The sequence below is a fragment of the Nocardioides oceani genome (assembly GCF_030412965.1).
GTDB lineage: Bacteria > Actinomycetota > Actinomycetes > Propionibacteriales > Nocardioidaceae > Nocardioides > Nocardioides oceani.
In genome coordinates, this window is record NZ_JAUHJQ010000002.1 from 20,445 (window position 1) to 40,951 (window position 20,507).

A 20,507-nucleotide genomic window follows, 5' to 3' on the forward strand; every position below is an offset into this window, starting at 1 on the left:
GCTCGCTCGCCACCTTTAATCATTCCGGAAGGAAACACACGCATGAACAGCAGCGGCATCAAGCGGGGTCTCGCGGTTTCCGCGATCTCCGCGCTCGCGGTCGCCGGTATCCCGGCGCTCGCTTCCCCGGCGTCCGCCGAGACCGGCGACGTCATCCAGGTCCAGAGCGTGGGCCCGGCTCGCAACGGCGGCACCGAGGGCGCGCTCGTCGTCCTGAACGTCCGCAACGTCACCCCGGCCAACCTGAAGGTCATCGGCACCGACCTGACGAACTCGCCGAACAACGCCAACCAGTCCGTGCAGCTCGTCGCGGCCGGCCCGGTCGTCACCAGCGGCACCGCGAACGACACCACGCCGAACGACGGTCTCGACCAGATCACCGTCCGCGTCCGCGTGACCACGCCGGCCGCTGGCAGCACGGCGAACTTCGCGATCTTCGAGGACGACGCCGAGGCCAACCCCGACACCGACACTGACGGTGGCGGCCCCGACACCGACACCGACGGCCCGGCGCAGCCGAACGGCAACGGCACGGTCGAGGTCGACGAGGCCCGCGCGCCCGTCGCCGTCCAGACCTCCGGCCCGGTCGCCTCGGTCGACATCACCCCGGCGAACCAGACCGCTCCCCAGGGCACCGCGAGCAGCGCTTACACCGTCACGATCCGCGACAACGCGGGCCGCCTGACGCAGCTCTCGGGCGCCGAGGACATCGAGCTGAACGCTCCGGGTGCGGTCACGATCAACGGTGGCGACATCACCGCTGACGAGATCCGCAGCGGCTCGGCGACGTTCACGGCTCAGTCCGGCACCCCCGGCCTGTACACGATCGAGGCCATCGCCGACGACGCGCCGAACAACGGCTCGGACACCGCGACCCTCGACGTCGTCGGTGGCGCCACCTTCACCAACGCCAACGAGCTCGACGTCGTCACCGGCGCCGACAGCTGGAACGGCTTCGGCGACCAGGGTGCTGGCGACATCACCAACGACGCTCCGGCCGACGACATCTCTGTGCGCGTCGACCAGACCTCGATCCGCCTCGACTTCCGTTCGCCCGCCAACGCCGGCGGCACGGTCGTCCTGACGGTGACCGGCAACGGCGTCACCTTCGGCGGCAAGAACTCCACCACGGTCTCCACCGTGCTCGACGCGAACGGCGTCGGCTCCGTCACCATCACCCCGGACGCCGGCACCATCCAGGACACCGACTCGATCGACGTCGTCGGCTCGGGCCTCGACCTGGACTTCAACTTCGACCGCGCCGAGATCACGAGCGTCGAGTCGGCTGCGGACACCTACGTGTCGGCGATCGACGGCAACGTCACCATCCCCGTCACGGTGCTCGACCAGTTCGGTCTCCCGGTCGCGGGTGCGCAGGTCGACGCTCGCCGCACCGGTCCGTCGAACATCGACGCCCAGCCGCAGGCGCGCAAGACCACCGACGCCAACGGGCAGGCCACCTTCACGTTCACCGACGTGAACGCGGTTCCGAACGGCCAGGACTCGGTCCTGTTCCAGGTCTTCCCGGACCAGTTCAGCAATGCGGTCGTCGACACCGACACCGCCACCATCCGCTACACCACGGACGGCGTCGGTCGCGACTTCACCATCTCGCTCGACAACACCAACACCGGCGGCTCGGCGTACAACCCGGCCAGCGTGACCACCATCCCGCTGACCGACACCAACGCCAACACGGCTGCGGAGTTCATCGACGTCGCCATCGCCGGCGGCGAGACCGGTGCTCCCGTCACCGTCTCGGTGGACAACGGTGCGCTCATCCTGAAGAACGGCGAGACCCGTCTCGCGCAGGGCTCCGCCACGGAGACCGGTGTCATCGGTACCGACACGTTCGACATCATCGGCACCAAGTCCGGTCTCGTCACGCTGACCGTCACCTCGGCCGGCCGCACCAAGACCGCGCAGTTCACGGTCTCGCCGCAGAACGACCAGTCGCAGGCGCGCAACGTCTCGGTCAGCGGTCCGGCCGAGGCCGAGGCCGACGACGAGCAGGTCACCTTCACGGCCGTCGTCACGGACGCCTTCGGCAACCCGATCCAGGGCTTCTTCGCCGGCAACCTGAACGTTCAGGTCTCGGGTCCGGGTGAGCTGCAGGACACCGACGCCGTCAGCAACGCTCAGGGTCAGATCAAGCTGAACGTTCGTCTCGACGACGACGCCGTCGGCCCGGTCACCATCCGCGTCCAGGGCGTGCCCGGCTTCGGGTTCCAGTTCGGCGCGCAGGCCAACCGGATCAACGCCGGTGACACCACCGACACCGGCCCGGGCCTCTCCGCGTCGTCCAACGTCGCCGAGGCGACGGTGAACGTCAAGGAGGACGTCCCGGACGAGACCGACCCGGTCGACATCAACGCCGTCGCCTCGGGCAGCAACCGCGCTTCGGACGGCTACGACCGCGTCCGCGTGGACGTCACCCCGGTCGACGCGGCTGCCGGTGCGGCCGTCGAGCTGTGGAAGATCAACAAGGAGGGCAAGGAGCGTCGCGTCAAGACCAAGGCGCTCAACGACCGCGGCTTCGTGACGTGGCTCCGCGTTGACAACAACGGCAACCGCAACAGCCGCTACTTCGCGGTCGTTCGCCCGACGGAGACCTCGAACGAGGGCACGTCGAACACCGTTCGCATCCGCTGATCTAGCACCAACCACGGGTGACTCCCCGGGCCTTCGGGCCCGGGGAGGAGCTCCCACCGGGGGCCCAGCTCCCGCAGCCCCCGGGGCTGCAACCCACCGATAGTCGGGACACACAGACGCGGTCCGGGCCATTCTCTGTTTGCCGCTGCGCGAGAATGGTCCGGACCGCCTGTCTCACCCTAGGGCAACCGGTCCGCCGGACCCCGACAAGAACGCCGTGCGACGCACGGCGTTCTTGGCATTTGTGGCCTGTGGACCAGACCGTTGCGGCCGCCCAGGGCCTGTGGGGCGGTTCCGGTGTGCGACCGGTCACGCGTCCAGGGCGGGCGAATGCCTCCGAAGAGCTTGGGTAAAGAACGCCGGGCGCTGGTCCAGACCACCGCCCGGGCGGGCTCGATCCGCTCGAGTCGGCCGGGAACGTCCCGGTCAACCGACACGGAGGTTGAACACGCATGCGAAGCAGCGGCATCAAGAAGGGCCTGGCGGGCTCCGCCATCACGGCCCTGGCAGTGACCGGCGTACCGCTCATGGCGGGCACCGCGAACGCCGTCCCCCTCGACACCCAGGTGCAGGGGCTCACCCTGCTCACGGGCGACGGTGACGCCGAGACCCTGTCCTTCGACAACGACGGCACGAACACCACCGAGTCGCTGGTGGCGGTCGCGCCGAGCTCCATCACCTCGATCACGTTCCAGTACCGCCGCGGCACCACCGGCGCCTGGCAGAACATCGGCGGCCCGGTCACCCGCAACGCCGACGGCGCCTTCGTCGCCGAATGGACCCAGCCCACGGACGTCCGCACCGGTGACACCGTCGAGCTGCGCGCCGTGCCGAACACCGGCGAGGGCAACGCGGTGGTGCAGTCCGCGACCGTCGTCAGCGGACAGCCGACCGTCGAGCTCGGCACCGAGGGGAACCGCGGCTTCTTCCGCGACCCGATCGACGGCGACGGCAACGTGGCCGTCCGCGGCACCACCTCGGCCCCGACCGGGGACATCTCGGTCACCGACGCGCTCAACACCGGTGGCACCGTCACCGGCCTGTCGTCGACGCGCGGCCAGGACGGCGTCTCCCGGTTCGCCGGCGTGCTCCGCTACCCCGCCAACGGCTACCCGTTCGCCGCCGGCACCGAGGCGAACCAGGCCGCGCTGACGGCGACGGCCGGCACCGACGAGGACACCGAGGCGTCGACGTACTACCTGCAGACCGTGCGCACGGTCGCGGTGACGCCGGCGCGCACCAACATCCCCGAGGGCGGCACGACCACCGCGACGGTGACCGTCACGGACCAGAACGGCAACCCCGTCGCCGGCGCCAACGTCGGGTTCACGCGCGACACGAACACGACCGACCAGAACCCGGCCACCGACAACCCGAAGGTCGGCGAGACCGACGCGAACGGGCAGGTCACGCTCACCGGTCTCGGTGCCGGGACGTACGTCGCGTACGCCGACACCAACAGCAGCCCGGGCTACCAGGAGGCCGACGTCGAGGCGCCGTCCTTCACGCTCGGCGCCTACCAGCAGCAGCCGACGACCGTCAGCGTCGCGGCGGAGCCGAACCGCGCTGCCTACGACCTCGACGAGCTGGCGAACACGGTCTTCACCGCCTCCGTCGACGACCAGCAGGGCAACGGCGTGGCGGGCCAGCCCGTGCAGTACCGCTGGACCGTCGACCCCTCGGGGACCGGCGCCAACCAGTCGACGGAGTGGACCAGCACCACCGCGACGACGAACGAGGACGGCGAGGTGGCCATCCCGTTCGCGAACCCGGCGGCGGGCGGCACGCAGGTGCCGGGCGCCTACACCCTCGAGGTGCGCCGGCCGAACGTCGGCGGCACCGGTCTGATCAACGGCCAGCCGCTGACCTTCCAGGCGGCGGAGTCCGAGATCACCTTCGCCGAGGGCGCGAACGCCAACGCCCCGGTCAACGGCAGCTACACGGTCGTCGGCCGGCTCGCGCTCACCGGCACCGGTGGCGCCAACCTCGCGGGTCGCACGGTGACGATCACCGAGACCGGCAACGGTGACGTCTCGTTCGCCCCGACCGCGCAGCAGCCGAACGGCACCACGGTCGCCGGCGGCACGGCGACCGCGACCACCGACGCCAACGGCGAGTTCCGTGTCGTGCTGACCGACCCGCCGGTGGCGCCCAACGTCACCCCGACCCCGGAGACGACGGTCGTCAACGCGGTGGCCACCGGGCTCCAGGGCACGGGCGACGCCCCGACGGCCGACGCGGCCGCCCAGACGACGGTGAGCTTCGCTCAGCAGGCGCAGGTCGGCTCGATCGACGTCGCGGTGCAGTCGCTCTTCGACGGCAACCCGGCGCCGGGCAAGCCGGTCGACCTGGACATCACGGTCCGGGGCCAGGCCCAGAGCGGTCAGCAGGGCGCGGCGCTCAACGACGTCCCGGTCACCGTCTCGGTCGACAAGGGCTTCCTCAGCCCGAACGCCGAGACCCGCGACGACCTCGCGCTGGACGCCGAGAACGACGACGCGGGCGACCTGTTCGGCGTGTACCAGGACCTGGGCAAGGACGAGCAGGTCTCGACCGGCGACGCCGGCAACGAGGCGGGCATCGTGGCGACCATCGGCCGCGACGAGGGCTTCGACGACGACGGCCGGGTCACCGCGACCATCACGGTCACCGCCGGCGGCGTCACCGAGACCCGCACGGTGACCTACGACTCCCGCAACGCTCTCAACGTCGAGGAGGTCGAGCTCGACCGCCGCGGCGAGGGTCCGGCGACCATCGGTCAGGACGTCCGGTTCAACCTGTTCGCGCGCGACCAGTTCGGCAACCTCGTCGGCGACCAGCAGGCGACCATCAGCGACGACACGCCGGAGGCGGACATCCGCACCGACGGCGAGTTCAACCGGACGCTGACCGACTTCGCGAACGCGAACGCCGACGTCGTGGCGTCGTCGCAGAACGAGGTCGTCCAGACCCTCACCGCCGCCCTCGACGTCGCGCGCACCACCGTGGACGCCGACGGTGACCCGGTGACGGCGACCCGGACGGCGACCGCCGACTCCGAGCCGATCACCTGGCGGGAGGCCGTCACGCCGCCGGAGCCGCAGCAGCCGGAGGCGATCGTCGCCAAGCTCACCGGCAACGACAACGGTGCGAAGCGGGACGTGCTCAAGGTCAAGACCCGCAAGGTCGCGGCCGGGGCGACCGTCAAGCTGTTCAGGGTCGTCAACGGCAAGCAGAAGCTGGTGACGACCGCCAAGCTCAACGCCAGCGGCGCGAAGACCTTCCGCGTGGCCGACAAGAACGGCAAGAAGTTCACGAAGTACGTCGCGAAGGTCGTGAAGCAGAGCGCCCACAAGGGCGCGACGACGAACGTCAAGCGCGTGCGCTGACCCGTTCCCCAGCCGGCCCCTGACGTCGCTGCCAGGGGCCACCACCGACCGGCCGTCCTCCCTCGGGAGGGCGGCCGGTCGTCTCGTTCCTCAGCCGGGTGGTCGGACGGCGACGACCCACCGGCGGCGCGGGTGCTCGGTGACCGTCCACAGCAGGTCGTCCGAGGGCCACCAGGTCACGTCCTCGGGCCCCATCGGCAGCGCCCACCGGTGGCGCCGGAAGGCGCCGGGCCGGCCGGCGTACAGCGACCCGGGCGTCCACGGCCCGTGCGAGGCCGTCACGACGTAGGAGCCCGCCGCGGTGACCGCGCCCTGCATGCCCGCCAGACCGGCGTCGTCGAGGCCCACAGGGCGCGCCACTCCGGACTCGTCGAGGACGGGCAGCCCGGCCTCGTCGAGCGGGTAGTGCGCGAGCCGCCGCGTCTGCTGGCGACGACCGTACTCGCCGGCGAGCAGGCCCGGCGGCTCGACGGACCGGTCGAGGGAGAGGAACGAGTAGCGCAGCCGCTCGATCCCCTCGTCGGCCGCCGCCCGGTGGGTGAGGCGGACCGGGAGGACGTAGCGGTAGCCGAACAGCGAGTCGCCCTCGACCGGCGCCCACATCAGGTCGTCCAACCGGACCGTGACGAAGCCGCGCCCGGTCGCGGCGACGTGGACGTACGGACCGCGCCAGACGATCCCGCCGGCGTGCACCCGGAGCGGCTCGAGGTGCGCCTCTCCGTCCATCGCGCGGGGGACGACCAGCAGCACGTGCCGGTAGCGGAGCGTGTCGAGGTCGACGAAGGTCAGCCGGGAGCCCTGGCGGTCCTCACCCGACCCGTGGGCGTACCACGACACCACCAGCACCCGGCGGCCCTCGACGAGACCGGAGGCCGTGGCGTCGGCGGAGGAGGAGACGCCCTGCGGCCACCAGAGGGGGTCGCGGCGGTCGGTGGCGTCCCAGGTGAACGACCGCCGAACCCGACGCCCGAGCAGCCGGCCCAGCGGCCCGCGCCGTCCGCGCCGGCCCGAGGCGCGTACGTCGTCGAGGAACTCCGCGAGCGGGACGCGGCCGCCTCCCGAGGGGGCGAGCCGCGCGGCGAGCGCGTCGATCTCGGCGACGTTCTCCGCGGTCCGGGTCAGGTGCACACCGTGCATGGGACGAATCTAGAGTCAGCGTCGTGAGGACCAGGGTCGTCGGCGCCGCGATCGTCCGGGGCGGTCGCGTGCTCGCTGCACGTCGTACCCGTCCGCCGGAGGCGGCCGGGCGCTGGGAGCTGCCCGGCGGCAAGGTCGAGCCGGGGGAGCGGCCGGAGGCCGCGTTGGAGCGCGAGCTCGCCGAGGAGCTCGGCGTCGAGGTCGACGTGGTGCGGTGGCTCGACGGCGTCGTACCCATCAGCGGGACCCACGAGCTCGCGGCCGCCCTGGTGCGGATCGGCGGCGACGCCGAGGAGCCCGAGCCCCGCGACGACACCCACGACCGGCTGCGGTGGCTCGGGCCCGACGAGCTCGACGAGGTCGACTGGCTCGAGCCCGACCGCCCGTTCCTGGCCGAGATCGCCCGGGAGCTGCGGTCGGCCGGCCCGACCCTGCGGGCGGTGTTCTTCGACGAGGACGACGCGGCCCGGGTGGTGCGGCGCCTGCGCCAGGACGGGTACGACGCGCACGTCGAGCGCGAGCGGCTCGCAGGCGAGGACGACGACGAGGACCACCCCTGGGCGGTGCTGACCGACGCGCCGGTCGTGGCCCTCGAGCTGCTGGTCGACGACCACGACGGCTGGCTGGACGCCGACGACGGCGCGGAACACACCGGACCGGCCGCGGGTTCACCCCTCGACCTCCCGACGCAGCCGCGCCGGATCAAGCGACCCTAGGATCACCACCATGGCCGACCGCCCCGAGCAGCCCCAGCAGCGCCTGCTCCTCGTCCACGCCCACCCCGACGACGAGACCATCGGCCAGGGCGCGACGATGGCGAAGTACGTCGCCGAGGGCCGCGGCGTCACGCTCGTGACCTGCACGGCCGGCGAGATGGGCGAGATCCTGGTCCCCGAGCTCGAGCACCTGGCCGCCGACAAGGAGGACCGCCTCGGTGAGCACCGCCGCGGCGAGATCGCCGACGCGATGGCCGAGCTGGGCGTGACCGACCACCGCTGGCTCGGCGGCTTCGGCACCTATCGCGACTCCGGCATGGCCTGGCATCCCGACGGCCACGCCATCGGCGACCCCGAGGTGATCGCCAAGCACCCCAACGCCTTCTGGAACGCCGACCTCACCGAGGCGGCCGACCACCTCGTCGCGGTGATCCGCGAGGTCCGGCCGCAGGTCCTGGTCACCTACGACCAGTTCGGCGGTTACGGCCACCCCGACCACATCCAGGCCCACCGGGTCGCCATGTACGCCGCGCAGCTCGCGGCCGTGCCGTCGTACCGTCTCGAGCTCGGCGAGCCGTGGGACGTCGCGAAGATCTACTGGGGCGCGATGTCGGAGAGCCGCATGCGCCAAGGCCTGCGGATGCTCCGGGAGGCCGGCGACACCACGTCGTTCGAGGGCATGGACCCCGACGGGCCGCTCCCGCACTTCGTCACCCCCGACGAGAACCTCGCCGCCGGCGTGGACGCGACCGACTTCGTCGACCGCAAGATGGCCGCGCTCAAGGCCTATCCGACGCAGGTGACGACGGACGGTCCGTTCTTCGCGCTCAGCAACAACGTCGGCGCGACCGCCTGGGGGCTGGAGTTCTACCGGATCGCGAAGGGCACGCCGGGCCCCGTGGGCGAGGACGGGCTCGAGACCGACCTGTTCGCCGGCCTCTGACGGCGGGCATGAGGGCGCTCGGCGCGGTCGTGCTGCTGGTGGCCGCCGCGGTCGCCTGCGCGGCGCTGGGCCTGGCGGTCGCGGTGGCGACGGTGGCGCTGCACCAGCTGTGGTGGGGCCTGCTGCTGGGCGCCGCCGCCGCGGTGGCCGCCGTGCTCGCCCTGCCCGCGCGCTGGTCGACCAGGCCCCCCTTCGCCGTGGCGTACGCCGCCGGGCTGGCCGCCGTGCTGCAGGAGCGTCCCGAGGGTGACTTCGTCGTGCCGGCCGGCGGCGCGGGCTACCTGCTGCTCGGTCTGGCGCTGGTGCTGCTCGTCGTCTCGTTCGCCACGCTGCCGCGGCCGGGTCGGGCGGCTCCGGCGTCGGAACCGGGCACATGAACGACGGTGCGCGCTCCGGAGCACGGATCGCGGGCGCGGCGTGCCCCGGGATCGTCGGGCTCGGGACCGGGCTCGGGACCGGTCCGGACGTCGACGATCGTTCAATTGAACGGTTGTGGACGCCTGGGAGCGCTTCCACCCCGACAGAACCGCGCAATTGAACGAATGTGTGCGCCAGGGACCCCACCGGAGACAACCGGAACCCGCCGCGGATGGCCCACCTTCCTAGGATGGCGGGCGTGAGCGAGCCCCAGACTGCCCCGTCCCGCGAGAAGGCCGGCGGTCGCGCCGTCCTCCTCGTCCTGCTGGGGCTGGTGGTCCTGGTCGGCGTCGGTTGGGTCGTGGCCTACGCGCTGGCCGGCGACAAGGTGCCGCGCGGCACGACCGTCGCGGGCGTGCCGATCGGCGGCCGGACCCCGGACGCCGCGGTCCGCACCCTGCGCGAGGGGCTCGCCGACCGCGCGGACCGGCCGGTCACGCTGACCGCCGAGGGTGGCTCCTTCGAGCTCGACCCCGCGGCGGCCGGCCTCGCGGTCGACCACGAGGCGTCGGTCGCCGAGGCCGGTGGCGGGCGGTCCTGGGACCCCCGGCGGCTGTGGGCCTACTACACCGACGGCGACGACCTCGACGCCGTGGTGACCGTCGACGACAGCGCGCTCGCCGAGGCGCTGGCACCGGTCGAGCGCGAGGTCGGCCGACCCGCGCGCGACGGCGCGGTCCGGTTCGAGGCGGGCCGGGTCGTCACGACCGACCCGCGCGCGGGGCAGGAGGTCGACGTCGACGCCCTGCGCGACGAGCTCGCGGCGACGTACCTCTCCGAGGACCCGAGCGTCGAGCTGCCCCTCGTCGACGTCGAGCCCGAGATCGACGAGGCGGACGTGCGGACGGCGGTCCAGGAGTTCGCGAACCCAGCCGTCTCGGCGCCGGTGACGCTGGTCTTCGGCGACGCGCCGGTGCAGCTGCGGCCGCGCGAGTTCACCGAGGTCCTGGCGCTGGCCCCGGAGGACGGCGAGCTCGTCCCCGAGGTCGACGAGCAGGCGCTCGAGAAGCTGGTCGGCGACGCCGTCGGGGACGACGGCGCGCCCGTCGACGCCACGGTGGCGCTCGTCGGCGGCGAGCCGGAGGTCGTCCCGGCCGAGCCGGGCGTCACCTACGACCCGGGGGACGTGCGCGAGACCTTCCTCGACCTGGTCACCCGCGAGGGCGACGAGCGCCGCCTGGAGGTCGAGGCCCGGGTCGCGGAGCCGGAGTTCACCACCGCGGACGCCCGGAAGCTGCGCATCACCGAGCAGGTCTCGACGTTCACGACCTACTACCCCCACGCGGACTACCGCAACATCAACATCGGCCGCGCGGCCGAGATCGTCGACGGCACCGTGCTGAAGCCGGGAGAGACGTTCTCGCTCAACGACACCGTCGGGGAGCGCACCGCGGAGAACGGCTTCACCGAGGGTTTCGTCATCAACGACGGCATCCTCGTCGAGGACCTCGGTGGCGGTGTCTCCCAGATGGCGACGACGCTGTTCAACGCGATGTTCTTCGCCGGCCTGGAGGACGTAGAGCACAAGCCGCACTCCTTCTACATCGACCGCTACCCGGTCGGCCGCGAGGCGACGGTCGCGTGGGGTGCGGTGGACCTGCGCTTCCGCAACGACACGCCGTACGGCGTGCTCATCGACGCCGAGGTCACGCCGAGCACCCCGGGTGGCCAGGGCGTCGTCACGGTCTCGATGTGGTCGACCAAGGTCTGGGACATCGAGACCACCACCTCGGAGCGCTACGCGTTCACGCCCCCGCAGACGCGGACGCTGAGCACCGACGACTGCTACCCGAACACCGGCTACTCCGGCTTCCAGGTCGACGTCGTGCGGTACTTCAAGGAGCCGGGCCAGGACGAGGTGGTCAGGCGGGAGAACTTCCACACGACGTACACCCCGTCCGACACGGTCGTCTGCGAGTGACCCGGCGGTAACCGCGGGCGCTCCGCGTCGTTGGTCTAGACGTGCGCGCACCCCTCGCGGCCGTCGTCTCGGCCCTCCTGCTCCTGCTGGCCCCGCTCGCGATCGTCGGATCGGCGGGCCCGGCCGGGGCCGCGCCGTCCGGGTTCCCCCTGCCGCTGCCCGGCGGTCCGGGCGACCCGGTGGGCGCCAACGACTGGGACTGCCGCCCGACCGCGAAGCGGCCTACGCCGGTCATCCTGGTCCACGGCACGATCGGTGACCGCCGCAGCCTGCTCGACCCGCTGTCGGCCGCGGTCAAGGCGAAGGGCTTCTGCGTCTACTCCCTCGACTACGGCAACCGCGGGACCGGCGACATCGCCACCTCCGCGAAGCAGCTCCAGCGGTTCACCGAGCGCGTGCTGGCCGCGACCGGCGCCGCGAAGGTGTCGATGGTCGGCCACTCGCAGGGCGGGATGATGCCGCGCCACTACATCAAGTTCCTCGGCGGCGCGAAGGTCGTCGACGACCTCGTCGGCCTGGCCCCGTCCAACCACGGCACCGTCCTCAGCGGCGGCACCGGGCTCGCGCTGCTCACCAACCCGGTCCTCGACCTGGTCTGCTACTCCTGCAACCAGCAGGCCGTCGGCTCGCCGTTCCTGACCCGCCTCAACGCCGGCGACGAGACGCCCGGCCGGGTCAGCTACACGCAGGTGACCACGGCCTACGACGAGGTCGTCGTGCCGCACCTGTCCGGCTACCTCGAGCCCGGCCCGCGCACGACGAACACCACCATCCAGGACTCCTGCCCCGGTGACCTCGCCGAGCACCTGCTCATCCCGATGAGCCGCACCGCGATCGCCTGGACCCTCGACGCGCTGACCCGTCCGGGTCCGGCGCGGAAGGACTTCCGGCCGCCGTGCTGAGGCGCCTGCTCGTCGTGCTGCTGACCGGCGCGCTCGCCTGCCTCGTCGCCCTGGCGCCCGGTCCGGTCGGCGCGAGCACGCCCGTCCTCGACCCGGACCCGCCCGGCGCCAACGACTGGTCCTGCCGACCATCGGCGCAGCGGCCGGTCCCGGTGGTGCTGGTGCACGGCACGTTCGGCGACCGCAGCTACGGCTGGGAGCGGATGTCGACGGCGCTGACCGACGCGGGCTGGTGCGTGTGGTCGCTGGAGTACGGCCAGCAGGGCACCCAGGACGTCACGCTGTCCGCGGTCGAGCTCCGCGCCTACGTACGCCGCGTGCTCCGCGCGACCGGCGCCGCGAAGGTCTCGCTGGTCGGCCACTCCCAGGGCGGGCTGCTCGCGCGCTACTACGTCGCCCGGCTGGGCGGCGCCCGCGTCGTCGACGACGTGGTCAGCCTGGCCGCGACCCACCACGGCTCGACGTTCCCGCTCGTCGGCTCCGGCGTCTCGTGCCCGGCCTGCCGCCAGCAGGCCGCCGGCTCGACGTTCCTGCGCGACCTCAACGCCGGCGACGAGACCCCCGGCCGGGTCAGCTGGACGCAGGTGACCACCAGGTACGACGAGGTGGTCCTGCCGCACACCTCCGGCCTCCTCGCGCCGGGCCCGCGGACCACCAACGTCACCGTCCAGGACCTCTGCGCCGGCGACCTCTCCGAGCACCTGCTGCTCCCGTCGAGCGACGTCGCCATCGGGGTCGCCCTCGACGCGCTCGGCCGCCGCGGGCCGGCCCGCCTCGCGGGCCTGGGCTGCTAGCGCTCCTCGAGCGCGAGGTAGCGGTACCGGTGGTGCTCGACGAACCCCAGCCGGTCGTAGAGCGCGAGCGCCGGCGCGTTGTCCGCGAGCACCTGCAGGTACGCCGTCGTCGCGCCCTGCTCGGCGCCCCAGCCGAGCAGCGCCGCCATGACGCGCAGGCCGAGCCCCCGCCGCCGGTGCGCCGGGTCCACCCGGAGGCTGCGGAACCCCACCCAGTCCCGGTCGTACGCCGCCACGCCGGACGCCCCCGGCAGGTCGGCGCGCACGACCCCCGGCGCCAGCTGCTCCAGCTCGACCTCACCCTCGCCGTCGACCTTGCCGACGGCCCGCAGGGCGCGGCGCGCCGCGGCCACCCCGGCGACCGAGAAGACCGTGTCCGCGTCGTCGCTCTCCAGCACCCAACCGCGTCCGCGCAGCGCGGCCTCCTCCTGTCCGTCGACGAGCACCGCGGCGACCGGCCGCCCGGTGGTGGCGGCGTAGAACGCCAGCACGCGCTGCTCGGCCGCCTCGAGACCGCACCCGGGCGGGCCGAGGGCGAGCACCGAGTTGGCCCGCCGGTTCGGCGAGGCGGGGGAGTGCCGCAGCAGCCAGCCGTCGAGCTCCTCGGTCACCAGGTCGGGCCACAGCGCCAGCGCGCGCAGCTGCGCCTCCCGCGGCTCGACCCGCAGGCGGTGGCTCGGCCGCGGCGGCACCGGCTTGCCGGAGACGATGTCGGCCAGCGCGAGCCACACCGGCTCGGGCATCGGCTCGCCGGCGCGCGCGTCGGGCTGCAGCACGCAGGAGCCGCCGGGGCCGGGCGTCCACGCCAGGCAGGTGCCGAGCAGGTCGGTGAACGCCGGCCCCCCGGTCGGGCCGACCTCGCCGGGGACCACGCGACGTACCACCACGCGCTGGCCGACGACGTGCGGTCCGAGCAGGTGCTGCCCGGTCGCGGGGGCGGCCCCCGCGCCCACATCCTGGGGTTCTGACGGAACGGCCACGTCCGGATACTAGGGTTGCTCCAGTACGTGCATCCCTTTGCGCCCAGGAGGACCCGGTGACCTACGTCATCTCGCAGCCGTGTGTCGACGTCAAGGACCGCGCGTGCGTCGACGAGTGTCCCGTCGACTGCATCTACGAGGGCAAGCGGATGCTCTACATCCACCCCGACGAGTGCGTCGACTGCGGTGCGTGCGAGCCGGTCTGCCCCGTCGAGGCGATCTTCTACGAGGACGACGTGCCGGAGCAGTGGAAGGACTACTACACCGCGAACGTCGGCTTCTTCGACGACCTCGGCTCGCCGGGCGGCGCCGCCAAGATGGGTGAGATCGACAAGGACCACCCGTTCATCGCGGGCCTCGAGCCGCAGAACCAGGACCACTGAGCCGTTCCTTGAGCGTCTCCTCGCGGCTGCCGGACTTCCCGTGGGACCACCTGGTCCGGTACGCCGAGCAGGCCCGGCAGCACCCTGACGGCATCGTCGACCTCTCGGTCGGCACGCCGGTCGACCCCACCCCCGAGGTGGTGCAGGAGGCGCTGCGCGCGGCCGCGGACTCACCGGGCTACCCGCTGACGGTGGGCCGCCCCGAGACGCGGCAGGCGGCGATCGACTGGCTCGAGCGCAAGCACGGGGTGACCGGCCTCGGGCTGGACCAGGTGCTGCCGGTGATCGGCTCCAAGGAGCTGATCGGCTCGATGGCGGTCCACCTCGGCATCGGGCCGGGCGACCTCATCGGCTATCCCGAGCTGGCCTACCCGACCTACGAGGTCGGTGCGGCGCTCGCGGGCGCCCGCGCGGTGGCGACCGACTCGCTGACGGCCTTCGGGCCGGAGGTGCCGAAGCTGCTGTGGCTCAACTCGCCCTCGAACCCCACCGGCCGGGTGCTGCCCGTCGAGCACCTGCGCAAGGTCGTCGAGTGGTGCCGCGAGCGCGGGACGATCCTCGTCTCCGACGAGTGCTACCTCGAGTGCGCCTGGGAGGCCGAGCCGGTCTCGGTGCTGCACCCGGACGTCTGCGGCGGCTCGACCGAAGGCATCCTCGCCGTCCACTCGCTGTCCAAGCGCTCCAACCTGGCGGGCTACCGCGTCGCCTTCGTCGCCGGTGACGCCGCGCTGGTCGGCGAGCTGCTGGCCGTCCGCAAGAACCTCGGCCTGCAGATGCCCGGCCCGCAGCAGCGCGCGATGGCCGCCGCCCTCGACGACGACGCGCACGCCGCCGAGCAGCACGGCCGGTACGCCGCACGCCGGCAGGTGCTGCGCGACGCCCTGGAGGGCGCCGGCTTCCGCGTCGACCACTCCGAGGCATCGCTCTACCTGTGGAGCACCCGCGACGAGGACTGCTGGGACACGGTCGCGGCGCTGGCCGAGCGCGGCATCCTGGTCGCGCCCGGCTCGTTCTACGGCACGGCCGGCGCCCGGCACGTCCGGGTGGCGTTCACCGCCACCGACGAGCGGGTCGCCGCGGCCGCGGCACGCCTGGCCTGACCCCTCACGCCTCGCCGCGCGGCTCGGTCGCGTACGTCGGCGGGTCGGCGAGCCCCGAGAGGTAGCGCAGCACCACGGCCGCCATCGCGGCGACCGGCACCGCGAGGAACGCGCCCGCGATCCCGAACAGCGTCGAGCCGAGCGTGACGGCGAGGATCACCACGCCGGCGTGCAGCTGCATGGCTCGCGACTGCAGCCACGGCTGGAGCACGTTGCCCTCGAGCTGCTGGACGATGATGATCGCCGCCAGGATGATCAGCGCGCCCTGGAACCCGACCGACACCAGGGCCACGAGCACCGCGAGCGCGCCGGCCACGAAGGCGCCGAGGATCGGCACGAAGCCGCCGAAGAACGTCAGCACCGCCAGCGGCACCGCCAGCGGGACCCCGACGACGGCCAGCGCGATGCCGATGAGGACCGCGTCGATGAAGCTCACGATCGCCTGGGTGCGGACGAAGCCGCCGAGGGTGGTCCACACCTGGTCGAGGACGCGGTCGAGGTGCTCGCCGACCCGCGGGCCGGTCATCCGCGCCGCCCAGGGGCGGAACCGGTGGCCGTCCTTGAGGAACAGGAACGTCAGCACCAGCGTCAGCGCGAGGGTCACCAGGCCCGAGGTGACCGCGTTGACGCCCGAGAGCAGCCCGTTCGCGATCGAGCCGGCGCTGTCCTGGAGCCGCTGCCGGCCGTCGGCCAGCGCGTCGGTGACCTGCTCCTCGGTGACGAGCTCCCGCTCGACGGCCCACTCCTCGAGCCGCTCGAGGCCCTCGCTGGCGTCGGAGGCGATCTGGTCGCCCTGGCCCGCGACCGACGGCGCGATGGCGGCGACGCCGACGCCCACGAGCGCCAGCGACCCGAGCAGCACCAGGGCGGCCGCCAGCGAGCGTGGAGCCCGCAGGCGACGTACGACCAGGTTGCTGGCGGGCTGCAGCACCGAGGCCAGGATCAGGGCGAGGAAGACCGGGAAGATGGCCGGCCACAGGATGCCGACCAGCCAGCCGAGCACCGCGGCCGCGATCGCGACACCCACCCAGCGCCAGGACCAGGTGGCCAGCCAGCCGAGCCCGGCGCCGATCCGGCGCTCGCGGGCGCGGGGGTCGACGGGGTACGGGCCGGCGGCCTCGGCGGCGTGTTCGGTGGCGGGCTCGGTGGCGGGCTCGGTGGCGTGTTCGGGGGCTGGATCGGCAGGCACGCCCGACGGGTACCCGCCCCGGCGCGGCTTACCTCAGGAGGCCAGCACCTGCAGCAGGTGGTCGGAGCCGTCGGGGGTCAGGTAGTGGCCGTCGTCGAAGAGGACGACGCCGTTGCAGAGCCGGCACCAGCCCTGCTCGCTGTGGTCGGCGGTGACGTGGGCCGACCAGCAGGCGGCGTCGGTGGGGGCGGGGCAGGCGGGGGAGTGGTCGCACATCGTCGTGGTCGCTCTCGTCTCGGGTGGCTGCGTGGAAGGGCTTCCATGGAACGCCCTCGGAGGCCCTTCGCGCAGCCGAACCGTGCCGATCTGTGGAAAACCTGGACCGACGGCGACCTGTCCCACCCGGGTGGGTCAGTCGAAGACGTCCACGTGGACGTGGTCGCGGTGCTCGAGGATCGCGCGGTCACCGGAGCGCGAGGGCGGGTCGTAGTCGCGCCACCCCGAGCCGGAGCGCCAGCCGTTCTTCCAGATCCGGTCGTCGAAGATCACGGTCTGCACGTCGAGCCGGTCGGCCATCGCGACGAGGTAGTGCGCGAGCGCCCAGCCGCGGACCCGGTTGGTCTCGTCGACCGGCCGGAAGAAGACGTCGACCGCGCGGCCGTCGTAGTGCGTCGAGCCCTCCATGTGGCCGTCGCGGACGCCGCCGGGTGCGAACCCGCCGAGCGACTGCTGCCCGAAGACGTTCTCCACCTCGCGCCGTACCTTGTCCGCGCGGGGGACCAGCCCCGAGGCGGTGAGGTCGTCGGAGGCCTCCTCCGCGTCGCCGTCGACCTCGCAGGTGAACGCCGCCCGGGAGTTGCCCGTCAGCGCCGAGGCCAGCACCCGCGCGTCGGCCTCGTGGTCGGCGTACGCGTCGGGGAAGCCCGAGCGCTGGACCCGCTGCGCGGCGACGGTCACCTCCAGCGACTCGTAGCCCTCGACGTCGACCAGCTCGTCGTAGAAGCGGTTGGCGGCGTACACCGGGTCCAGCACCTGCTCGGCCGTGCCCCAGCCCTGCGAGGGCCGCTGCTGGAACAGGCCGAGGGAGTCCCGGTCGCCGTAGTCGATGTTGTAGAGCTCCGACTCCTGGTACGCCGTGGCCAGCGCGATCGTCGCGGCGCGTGCGGGCAGGCCGCGGCCGACGGCGATGCCCGTGATCAGCGCGGCGTTCTCGGCCTGCTCGACCTCGAGCTGGACCGTCCGCCCGTCGACCGTGGCGGTGCACTGCTCGCCGCCGGAGAAGGGCGTCGCCTCGCGCAGCACGTCCCACCCGAGGTAGGCGCTCACGCCGAGCGCGGCGGCCCCGAGCAGCGCCACGCCCTTCCCCATCCTCATGGGGACAGTCTCCGGACGGGCCGAAACCGGCCCTGCCCGCGGGTCAGTTGGCGTGGAGCGCGGCGTTGAGCTCGACGCCCTCGCTGCGCCACGGGACGGCCTCGACGGTGCCGGTCACCGAGTTGCGGCGGAACAGCACGTTGCTGGTGCCGGAGAGCTCCAGCGCCTTGACCACGCGGGGCTTGCCGTCCATGTCGGTCACGGTGACCTTGGTGCCGGCCGTGACGTAGCAGCCCGCCTCGACCACGCAGTCGTCCCCGAGCGAGATGCCGAGACCGGCGTTGGCGCCCAGCAGGCACCGCTGGCCGATCGAGATGACCTGCGTGCCGCCACCGGAGAGGGTGCCCATGATCGACGCGCCGCCACCCACGTCGGAGCCGTCGCCGACGAGCACGCCGGCGGAGATCCGGCCCTCGACCATCGAGGTGCCGAGCGTGCCGGCGTTGTAGTTGACGAAGCCCTCGTGCATGACGGTCGTGCCCTCGGCCAGGTGGGCGCCGAGGCGGACCCGGTCGGCGTCGGCGATCCGCACGCCGCTCGGCACGACGTAGTCGACCAACCGCGGGAACTTGTCCACGCCGAACACCGTCACGTGCTGGCCGGCCGCCCGCAGGCGGGCGCGGGTCAGCTCGAAGCCGTCGACCGCGCAGGGGCCGGCCGAGGTCCACACGACGTTGGTCAGCAGGCCGAAGACGCCGTCCATCGAGATCGTGCGCGGCACGACCAGCCGCGCGCTGAGCAGGTGCAGCCGCAGCCAGACGTCCTCGGTCGAGGTGGGCGCGGCCTGCAGGTCCGCCACCTCGACGGTCCGCACCTCGCGGACCACACGGCGTACCTCGTCGCGGCCCTCGAGCGCCGTGAGCTCCGCGGGCACCTCGGCCCCGTCGCACGCGCCGAGCGCCGGCTGCGGGAACCACACGTCCAGCACGGTCCCGTCGTCGGTCACGGTCGCGAGGCCGTGGCCCCAGGCGGTGGTCGGCTTGGCGGTGGCTGCGTCGGTCACGGTCGAGCAGTCTACGAGCGGCGCCTGTGGATGACGCGGTGCACCCACGGCCCCGATGGGCCAGCGTGGAGCCATGTCGGCGCTGGAGGTCCCCGAGCACCTGGCCCGCCTGGCCCGGGGACGCCGGGCGCTACCCAGGTCGACGAGGCGCTCGCCGCTGCACACCGCGTGACGGGCGTCGTCCCGCCCACCAGCGCGGCGCTGCTCCCCCGGTGGCCGCTCGCGACGAGACCCGACCGGCCGCACGTCACCGTGGCCCGATGTCGGCGGGGCGCCGGCGCCCGCGGCGTCCACCTGCACCGGGCGGACCTGGCGCCGGGCGAGCGCGACGGTCGGGTGACCACTCCGGCGCGGACGCTCGTGGACTGCTCGAGGTCCCTGCCGTTCGCCGACCCGCTGGCCGTCGCGGACTCGGCGCTCCGCGACGGGTTCGGGGGGAACCTCCGCCGGCTCCGGATCGCGATCGAGGCCGACTCCTTGGCGTGGCACGGCGGCCGCGACCAGCTCGCCAGCGACTGCCGGCGCTGCACCGGCCTCGTCGTCCACGGGTGGCTGGTGCTGCGGTTCTCCTGGGAGGACGAGATGTTCCACCGCGCCGACGTCCGCCGGGTAGTCCGTCGACGGGGCGCTCGGGACGCGCCGGGCGCTTAAGGTCTTGTCCTCCGGCCCCGACGGGGCCTCGACACCAGGAGCCTCGATGACCCGCGTGCTCGCTCGTGCCCTGTCCCTCGTGGTCGGCCTGGGGCTCCTGGCCGGCCTGCCCACCGGGACGACGGCCCCCGCCGTCGCCGCCTCGGGCGACATGTGGAGCTTCGAGACGCGCCCGGACGGGGCGGAGCCGCCGGCCGAGCCGGCGCACCGGATCGAGGACGCGTACCTCGTCGTCAACCCCGGCCTCGTGTCCGGCACCGTCACGCTCGGTGCAGCACCGGAGGAGGCGACCGACAGCGAGATCCAGGTGTCGCTGGGGAACGAGCGCGAGGACGGCACGTGCCTCGTGCGGCGCCTGGTCGGCACGCCGACGTTCGAGCCGGTCCGGCCGAACAGCCGGGAGGGTGCCTCGGTCCGGGTGGAGCTGCCCCTCACCGGTGGCGCGGGCCGGCAGGCGTGGACCTGCGTCCAGCTGGCGGTCGTCGCCGCCGACGGCGTGGTGCTCGACCGGAGGGAGGGGACCAACGACGGGTACGTCATCGCCGACCCGGTCGGCGCCGTGGAGATCCGCGCGGTCAGGGGCAAGGAGCTGCGCCCCGGGCGCTGGACCTCGGTGGAGGTCACGATCCGGAACGCCGGGTCCGATGCCTACGGCATTCTCGTCACCGGGTCCGGACGGGGCGTCCGGACCGAGCCCGCCGTCTACGGCGCCCGGGTCTATCGCGACGAGTCCGTCAAGGTCTACCTGCGGGTCAAGCTGCTCCGCGCCCGCGGGGCGTCCCTGACGATCGAGGCCGCGCCGCTGGGTGGTTTCGTCGAGGTCCACCCCGACCAGCGCAAGGTCTGGCTCCGCCCGCGCTGACCGGGCAACCGATTGGCGGGCGCACGCGGCGGCGCCGTACCCTGGGCCCACAGGCGTTCGAGCCGTCATCAGCGGCGAGCCTCCGGAAGAACGGGACGCGAGTCCTCAGTAGAACCGGACGGGTAGGCCCGTCACAGCCCCAGATGAGCGGTCGGCCCAGCAGCACCGGGCCCGG

18 protein-coding genes are annotated in these 20,507 nt (G+C 73.2%); 12 read left to right on the forward strand and 6 right to left on the reverse strand.

Annotated features, from left to right (window positions below):
• Positions 1 to 42 precede the first annotated feature (42 nt).
• Together QWY28_RS05585 and QWY28_RS05590 are read left to right on the forward strand one after the other, a co-directional pair.
• Entirely contained in the window at positions 43 to 2,652 is a 2,610-nt protein-coding gene (locus QWY28_RS05585; protein ID WP_300951331.1) for a beta strand repeat-containing protein, read from the forward strand.
• Positions 2,653 to 3,104: 452 nt separating this feature from the next.
• Entirely contained in the window at positions 3,105 to 6,020 is a 2,916-nt protein-coding gene (locus QWY28_RS05590) for a beta strand repeat-containing protein (protein ID WP_300951332.1), read from the forward strand.
• A gap of 90 nt (positions 6,021 to 6,110) precedes the next feature.
• Here QWY28_RS05590 and QWY28_RS05595 read toward each other — a convergent pair whose 3' ends face one another.
• A complete protein-coding gene (locus tag QWY28_RS05595) occupies positions 6,111 to 7,157 on the reverse strand; it encodes a hypothetical protein (RefSeq protein ID WP_300951333.1) in 1,047 nt (348 codons plus the stop codon).
• 23 nt (positions 7,158 to 7,180) lie between these two features.
• Between QWY28_RS05595 and QWY28_RS05600 the strand changes: the two genes are divergently transcribed.
• The 6 genes from QWY28_RS05600 to QWY28_RS05625 all read left to right on the forward strand — a co-directional run bounded on the left by QWY28_RS05600 (position 7,181) and on the right by QWY28_RS05625 (position 12,850).
• Positions 7,181 to 7,873: a (deoxy)nucleoside triphosphate pyrophosphohydrolase gene (locus QWY28_RS05600; RefSeq protein ID WP_300951334.1), complete on the forward strand. Its 693-nt coding sequence runs from the start codon at positions 7,181 to 7,183 to the stop codon at positions 7,871 to 7,873.
• Between the two features lie 10 nt (positions 7,874 to 7,883).
• Positions 7,884 to 8,816, forward strand: a complete 933-nt coding sequence (gene mshB, locus QWY28_RS05605) for an N-acetyl-1-D-myo-inositol-2-amino-2-deoxy-alpha-D-glucopyranoside deacetylase (RefSeq protein WP_300951335.1) — start codon at positions 7,884 to 7,886, stop codon at positions 8,814 to 8,816.
• 8 nt (positions 8,817 to 8,824) lie between these two features.
• Positions 8,825 to 9,193: a hypothetical protein gene (locus QWY28_RS05610; protein ID WP_300951336.1), complete on the forward strand. Its 369-nt coding sequence runs from the start codon at positions 8,825 to 8,827 to the stop codon at positions 9,191 to 9,193.
• A gap of 239 nt (positions 9,194 to 9,432) precedes the next feature.
• Complete coding sequence (locus tag QWY28_RS05615) at positions 9,433 to 11,154, forward strand: VanW family protein (protein WP_300951337.1); 1,722 nt, start codon at positions 9,433 to 9,435, stop codon at positions 11,152 to 11,154.
• A 41-nt stretch (positions 11,155 to 11,195) separates the two neighbouring features.
• Positions 11,196 to 12,056, forward strand: a complete 861-nt coding sequence (locus QWY28_RS05620; RefSeq protein WP_300951338.1) for an esterase/lipase family protein — start codon at positions 11,196 to 11,198, stop codon at positions 12,054 to 12,056.
• Positions 12,050 to 12,850 carry an esterase/lipase family protein gene (locus tag QWY28_RS05625; protein WP_300951339.1) on the forward strand — a complete coding sequence of 267 codons (801 nt, stop codon included), beginning with the start codon at positions 12,050 to 12,052 and terminating at the stop codon, positions 12,848 to 12,850. The genes QWY28_RS05620 and QWY28_RS05625 overlap by 7 nt, the downstream gene beginning before the upstream one ends.
• Here the strand turns inward: QWY28_RS05625 and QWY28_RS05630 are convergent.
• Positions 12,847 to 13,830 (reverse strand): GNAT family N-acetyltransferase, encoded by a 984-nt coding sequence (locus QWY28_RS05630; protein WP_300951340.1) that lies wholly within the window; start codon positions 13,828 to 13,830, stop codon positions 12,847 to 12,849. The two genes, QWY28_RS05625 and QWY28_RS05630, sit on opposite strands and share 4 nt — an antisense overlap.
• A gap of 56 nt (positions 13,831 to 13,886) precedes the next feature.
• On the opposite strand from QWY28_RS05630, the gene fdxA reads away from it, so the two are divergent.
• Complete coding sequence (gene fdxA / locus QWY28_RS05635) at positions 13,887 to 14,213, forward strand: ferredoxin (protein ID WP_300951341.1); 327 nt, start codon at positions 13,887 to 13,889, stop codon at positions 14,211 to 14,213.
• A gap of 8 nt (positions 14,214 to 14,221) precedes the next feature.
• On the forward strand, positions 14,222 to 15,313 hold the full coding sequence (gene dapC, locus QWY28_RS05640; protein WP_300951342.1) for a succinyldiaminopimelate transaminase: 1,092 nt from the start codon (positions 14,222 to 14,224) through the stop codon (positions 15,311 to 15,313).
• A 4-nt stretch (positions 15,314 to 15,317) separates the two neighbouring features.
• Here the strand turns inward: dapC and QWY28_RS05645 are convergent, their stop codons facing one another.
• The 4 genes from QWY28_RS05645 to dapD form a co-directional block, all read right to left on the reverse strand.
• On the reverse strand, positions 15,318 to 16,502 hold the full coding sequence (locus tag QWY28_RS05645) for an AI-2E family transporter (protein ID WP_300951343.1): 1,185 nt from the start codon (positions 16,500 to 16,502) through the stop codon (positions 15,318 to 15,320).
• A gap of 33 nt (positions 16,503 to 16,535) precedes the next feature.
• Complete coding sequence (locus tag QWY28_RS05650) at positions 16,536 to 16,718, reverse strand: DUF5999 family protein (protein ID WP_300951344.1); 183 nt, start codon at positions 16,716 to 16,718, stop codon at positions 16,536 to 16,538.
• Positions 16,719 to 16,853: 135 nt separating this feature from the next.
• Positions 16,854 to 17,816: a VldE C-terminal domain-containing protein gene (locus QWY28_RS05655; protein WP_300951345.1), complete on the reverse strand. Its 963-nt coding sequence runs from the start codon at positions 17,814 to 17,816 to the stop codon at positions 16,854 to 16,856.
• Positions 17,817 to 17,859: 43 nt separating this feature from the next.
• On the reverse strand, positions 17,860 to 18,819 hold the full coding sequence (gene dapD / locus QWY28_RS05660; protein ID WP_300951346.1) for a 2,3,4,5-tetrahydropyridine-2,6-dicarboxylate N-succinyltransferase: 960 nt from the start codon (positions 18,817 to 18,819) through the stop codon (positions 17,860 to 17,862).
• Between the two features lie 168 nt (positions 18,820 to 18,987).
• Between dapD and QWY28_RS05665 the strand changes: the two genes are divergently transcribed.
• On the forward strand, positions 18,988 to 19,470 hold the full coding sequence (locus QWY28_RS05665) for a hypothetical protein (RefSeq protein ID WP_300951347.1): 483 nt from the start codon (positions 18,988 to 18,990) through the stop codon (positions 19,468 to 19,470).
• Positions 19,471 to 19,516: 46 nt separating this feature from the next.
• Positions 19,517 to 20,332 (forward strand): hypothetical protein, encoded by an 816-nt coding sequence (locus QWY28_RS05670; RefSeq protein WP_300951348.1) that lies wholly within the window; start codon positions 19,517 to 19,519, stop codon positions 20,330 to 20,332.
• Positions 20,333 to 20,507 lie beyond the last annotated feature (175 nt).

Coding starts and splice junctions, on each gene's coding strand:
- QWY28_RS05585 (WP_300951331.1), top strand. CDS start 43: ATGAACAGCAGCGGCATCAAGCGGGGTCTCGCGGTTTCCGCGATCTCC.
- QWY28_RS05590 (WP_300951332.1), top strand. CDS start 3,105: ATGCGAAGCAGCGGCATCAAGAAGGGCCTGGCGGGCTCCGCCATCACG.
- QWY28_RS05595 (WP_300951333.1), bottom strand. CDS start 7,157: ATGCACGGTGTGCACCTGACCCGGACCGCGGAGAACGTCGCCGAGATC.
- mshB (WP_300951335.1), top strand. CDS start 7,884: ATGGCCGACCGCCCCGAGCAGCCCCAGCAGCGCCTGCTCCTCGTCCAC.
- QWY28_RS05610 (WP_300951336.1), top strand. CDS start 8,825: ATGAGGGCGCTCGGCGCGGTCGTGCTGCTGGTGGCCGCCGCGGTCGCC.
- QWY28_RS05650 (WP_300951344.1), bottom strand. CDS start 16,718: ATGTGCGACCACTCCCCCGCCTGCCCCGCCCCCACCGACGCCGCCTGC.
- QWY28_RS05655 (WP_300951345.1), bottom strand. CDS start 17,816: ATGAGGATGGGGAAGGGCGTGGCGCTGCTCGGGGCCGCCGCGCTCGGC.
- QWY28_RS05670 (WP_300951348.1), top strand. CDS start 19,517: ATGACCCGCGTGCTCGCTCGTGCCCTGTCCCTCGTGGTCGGCCTGGGG.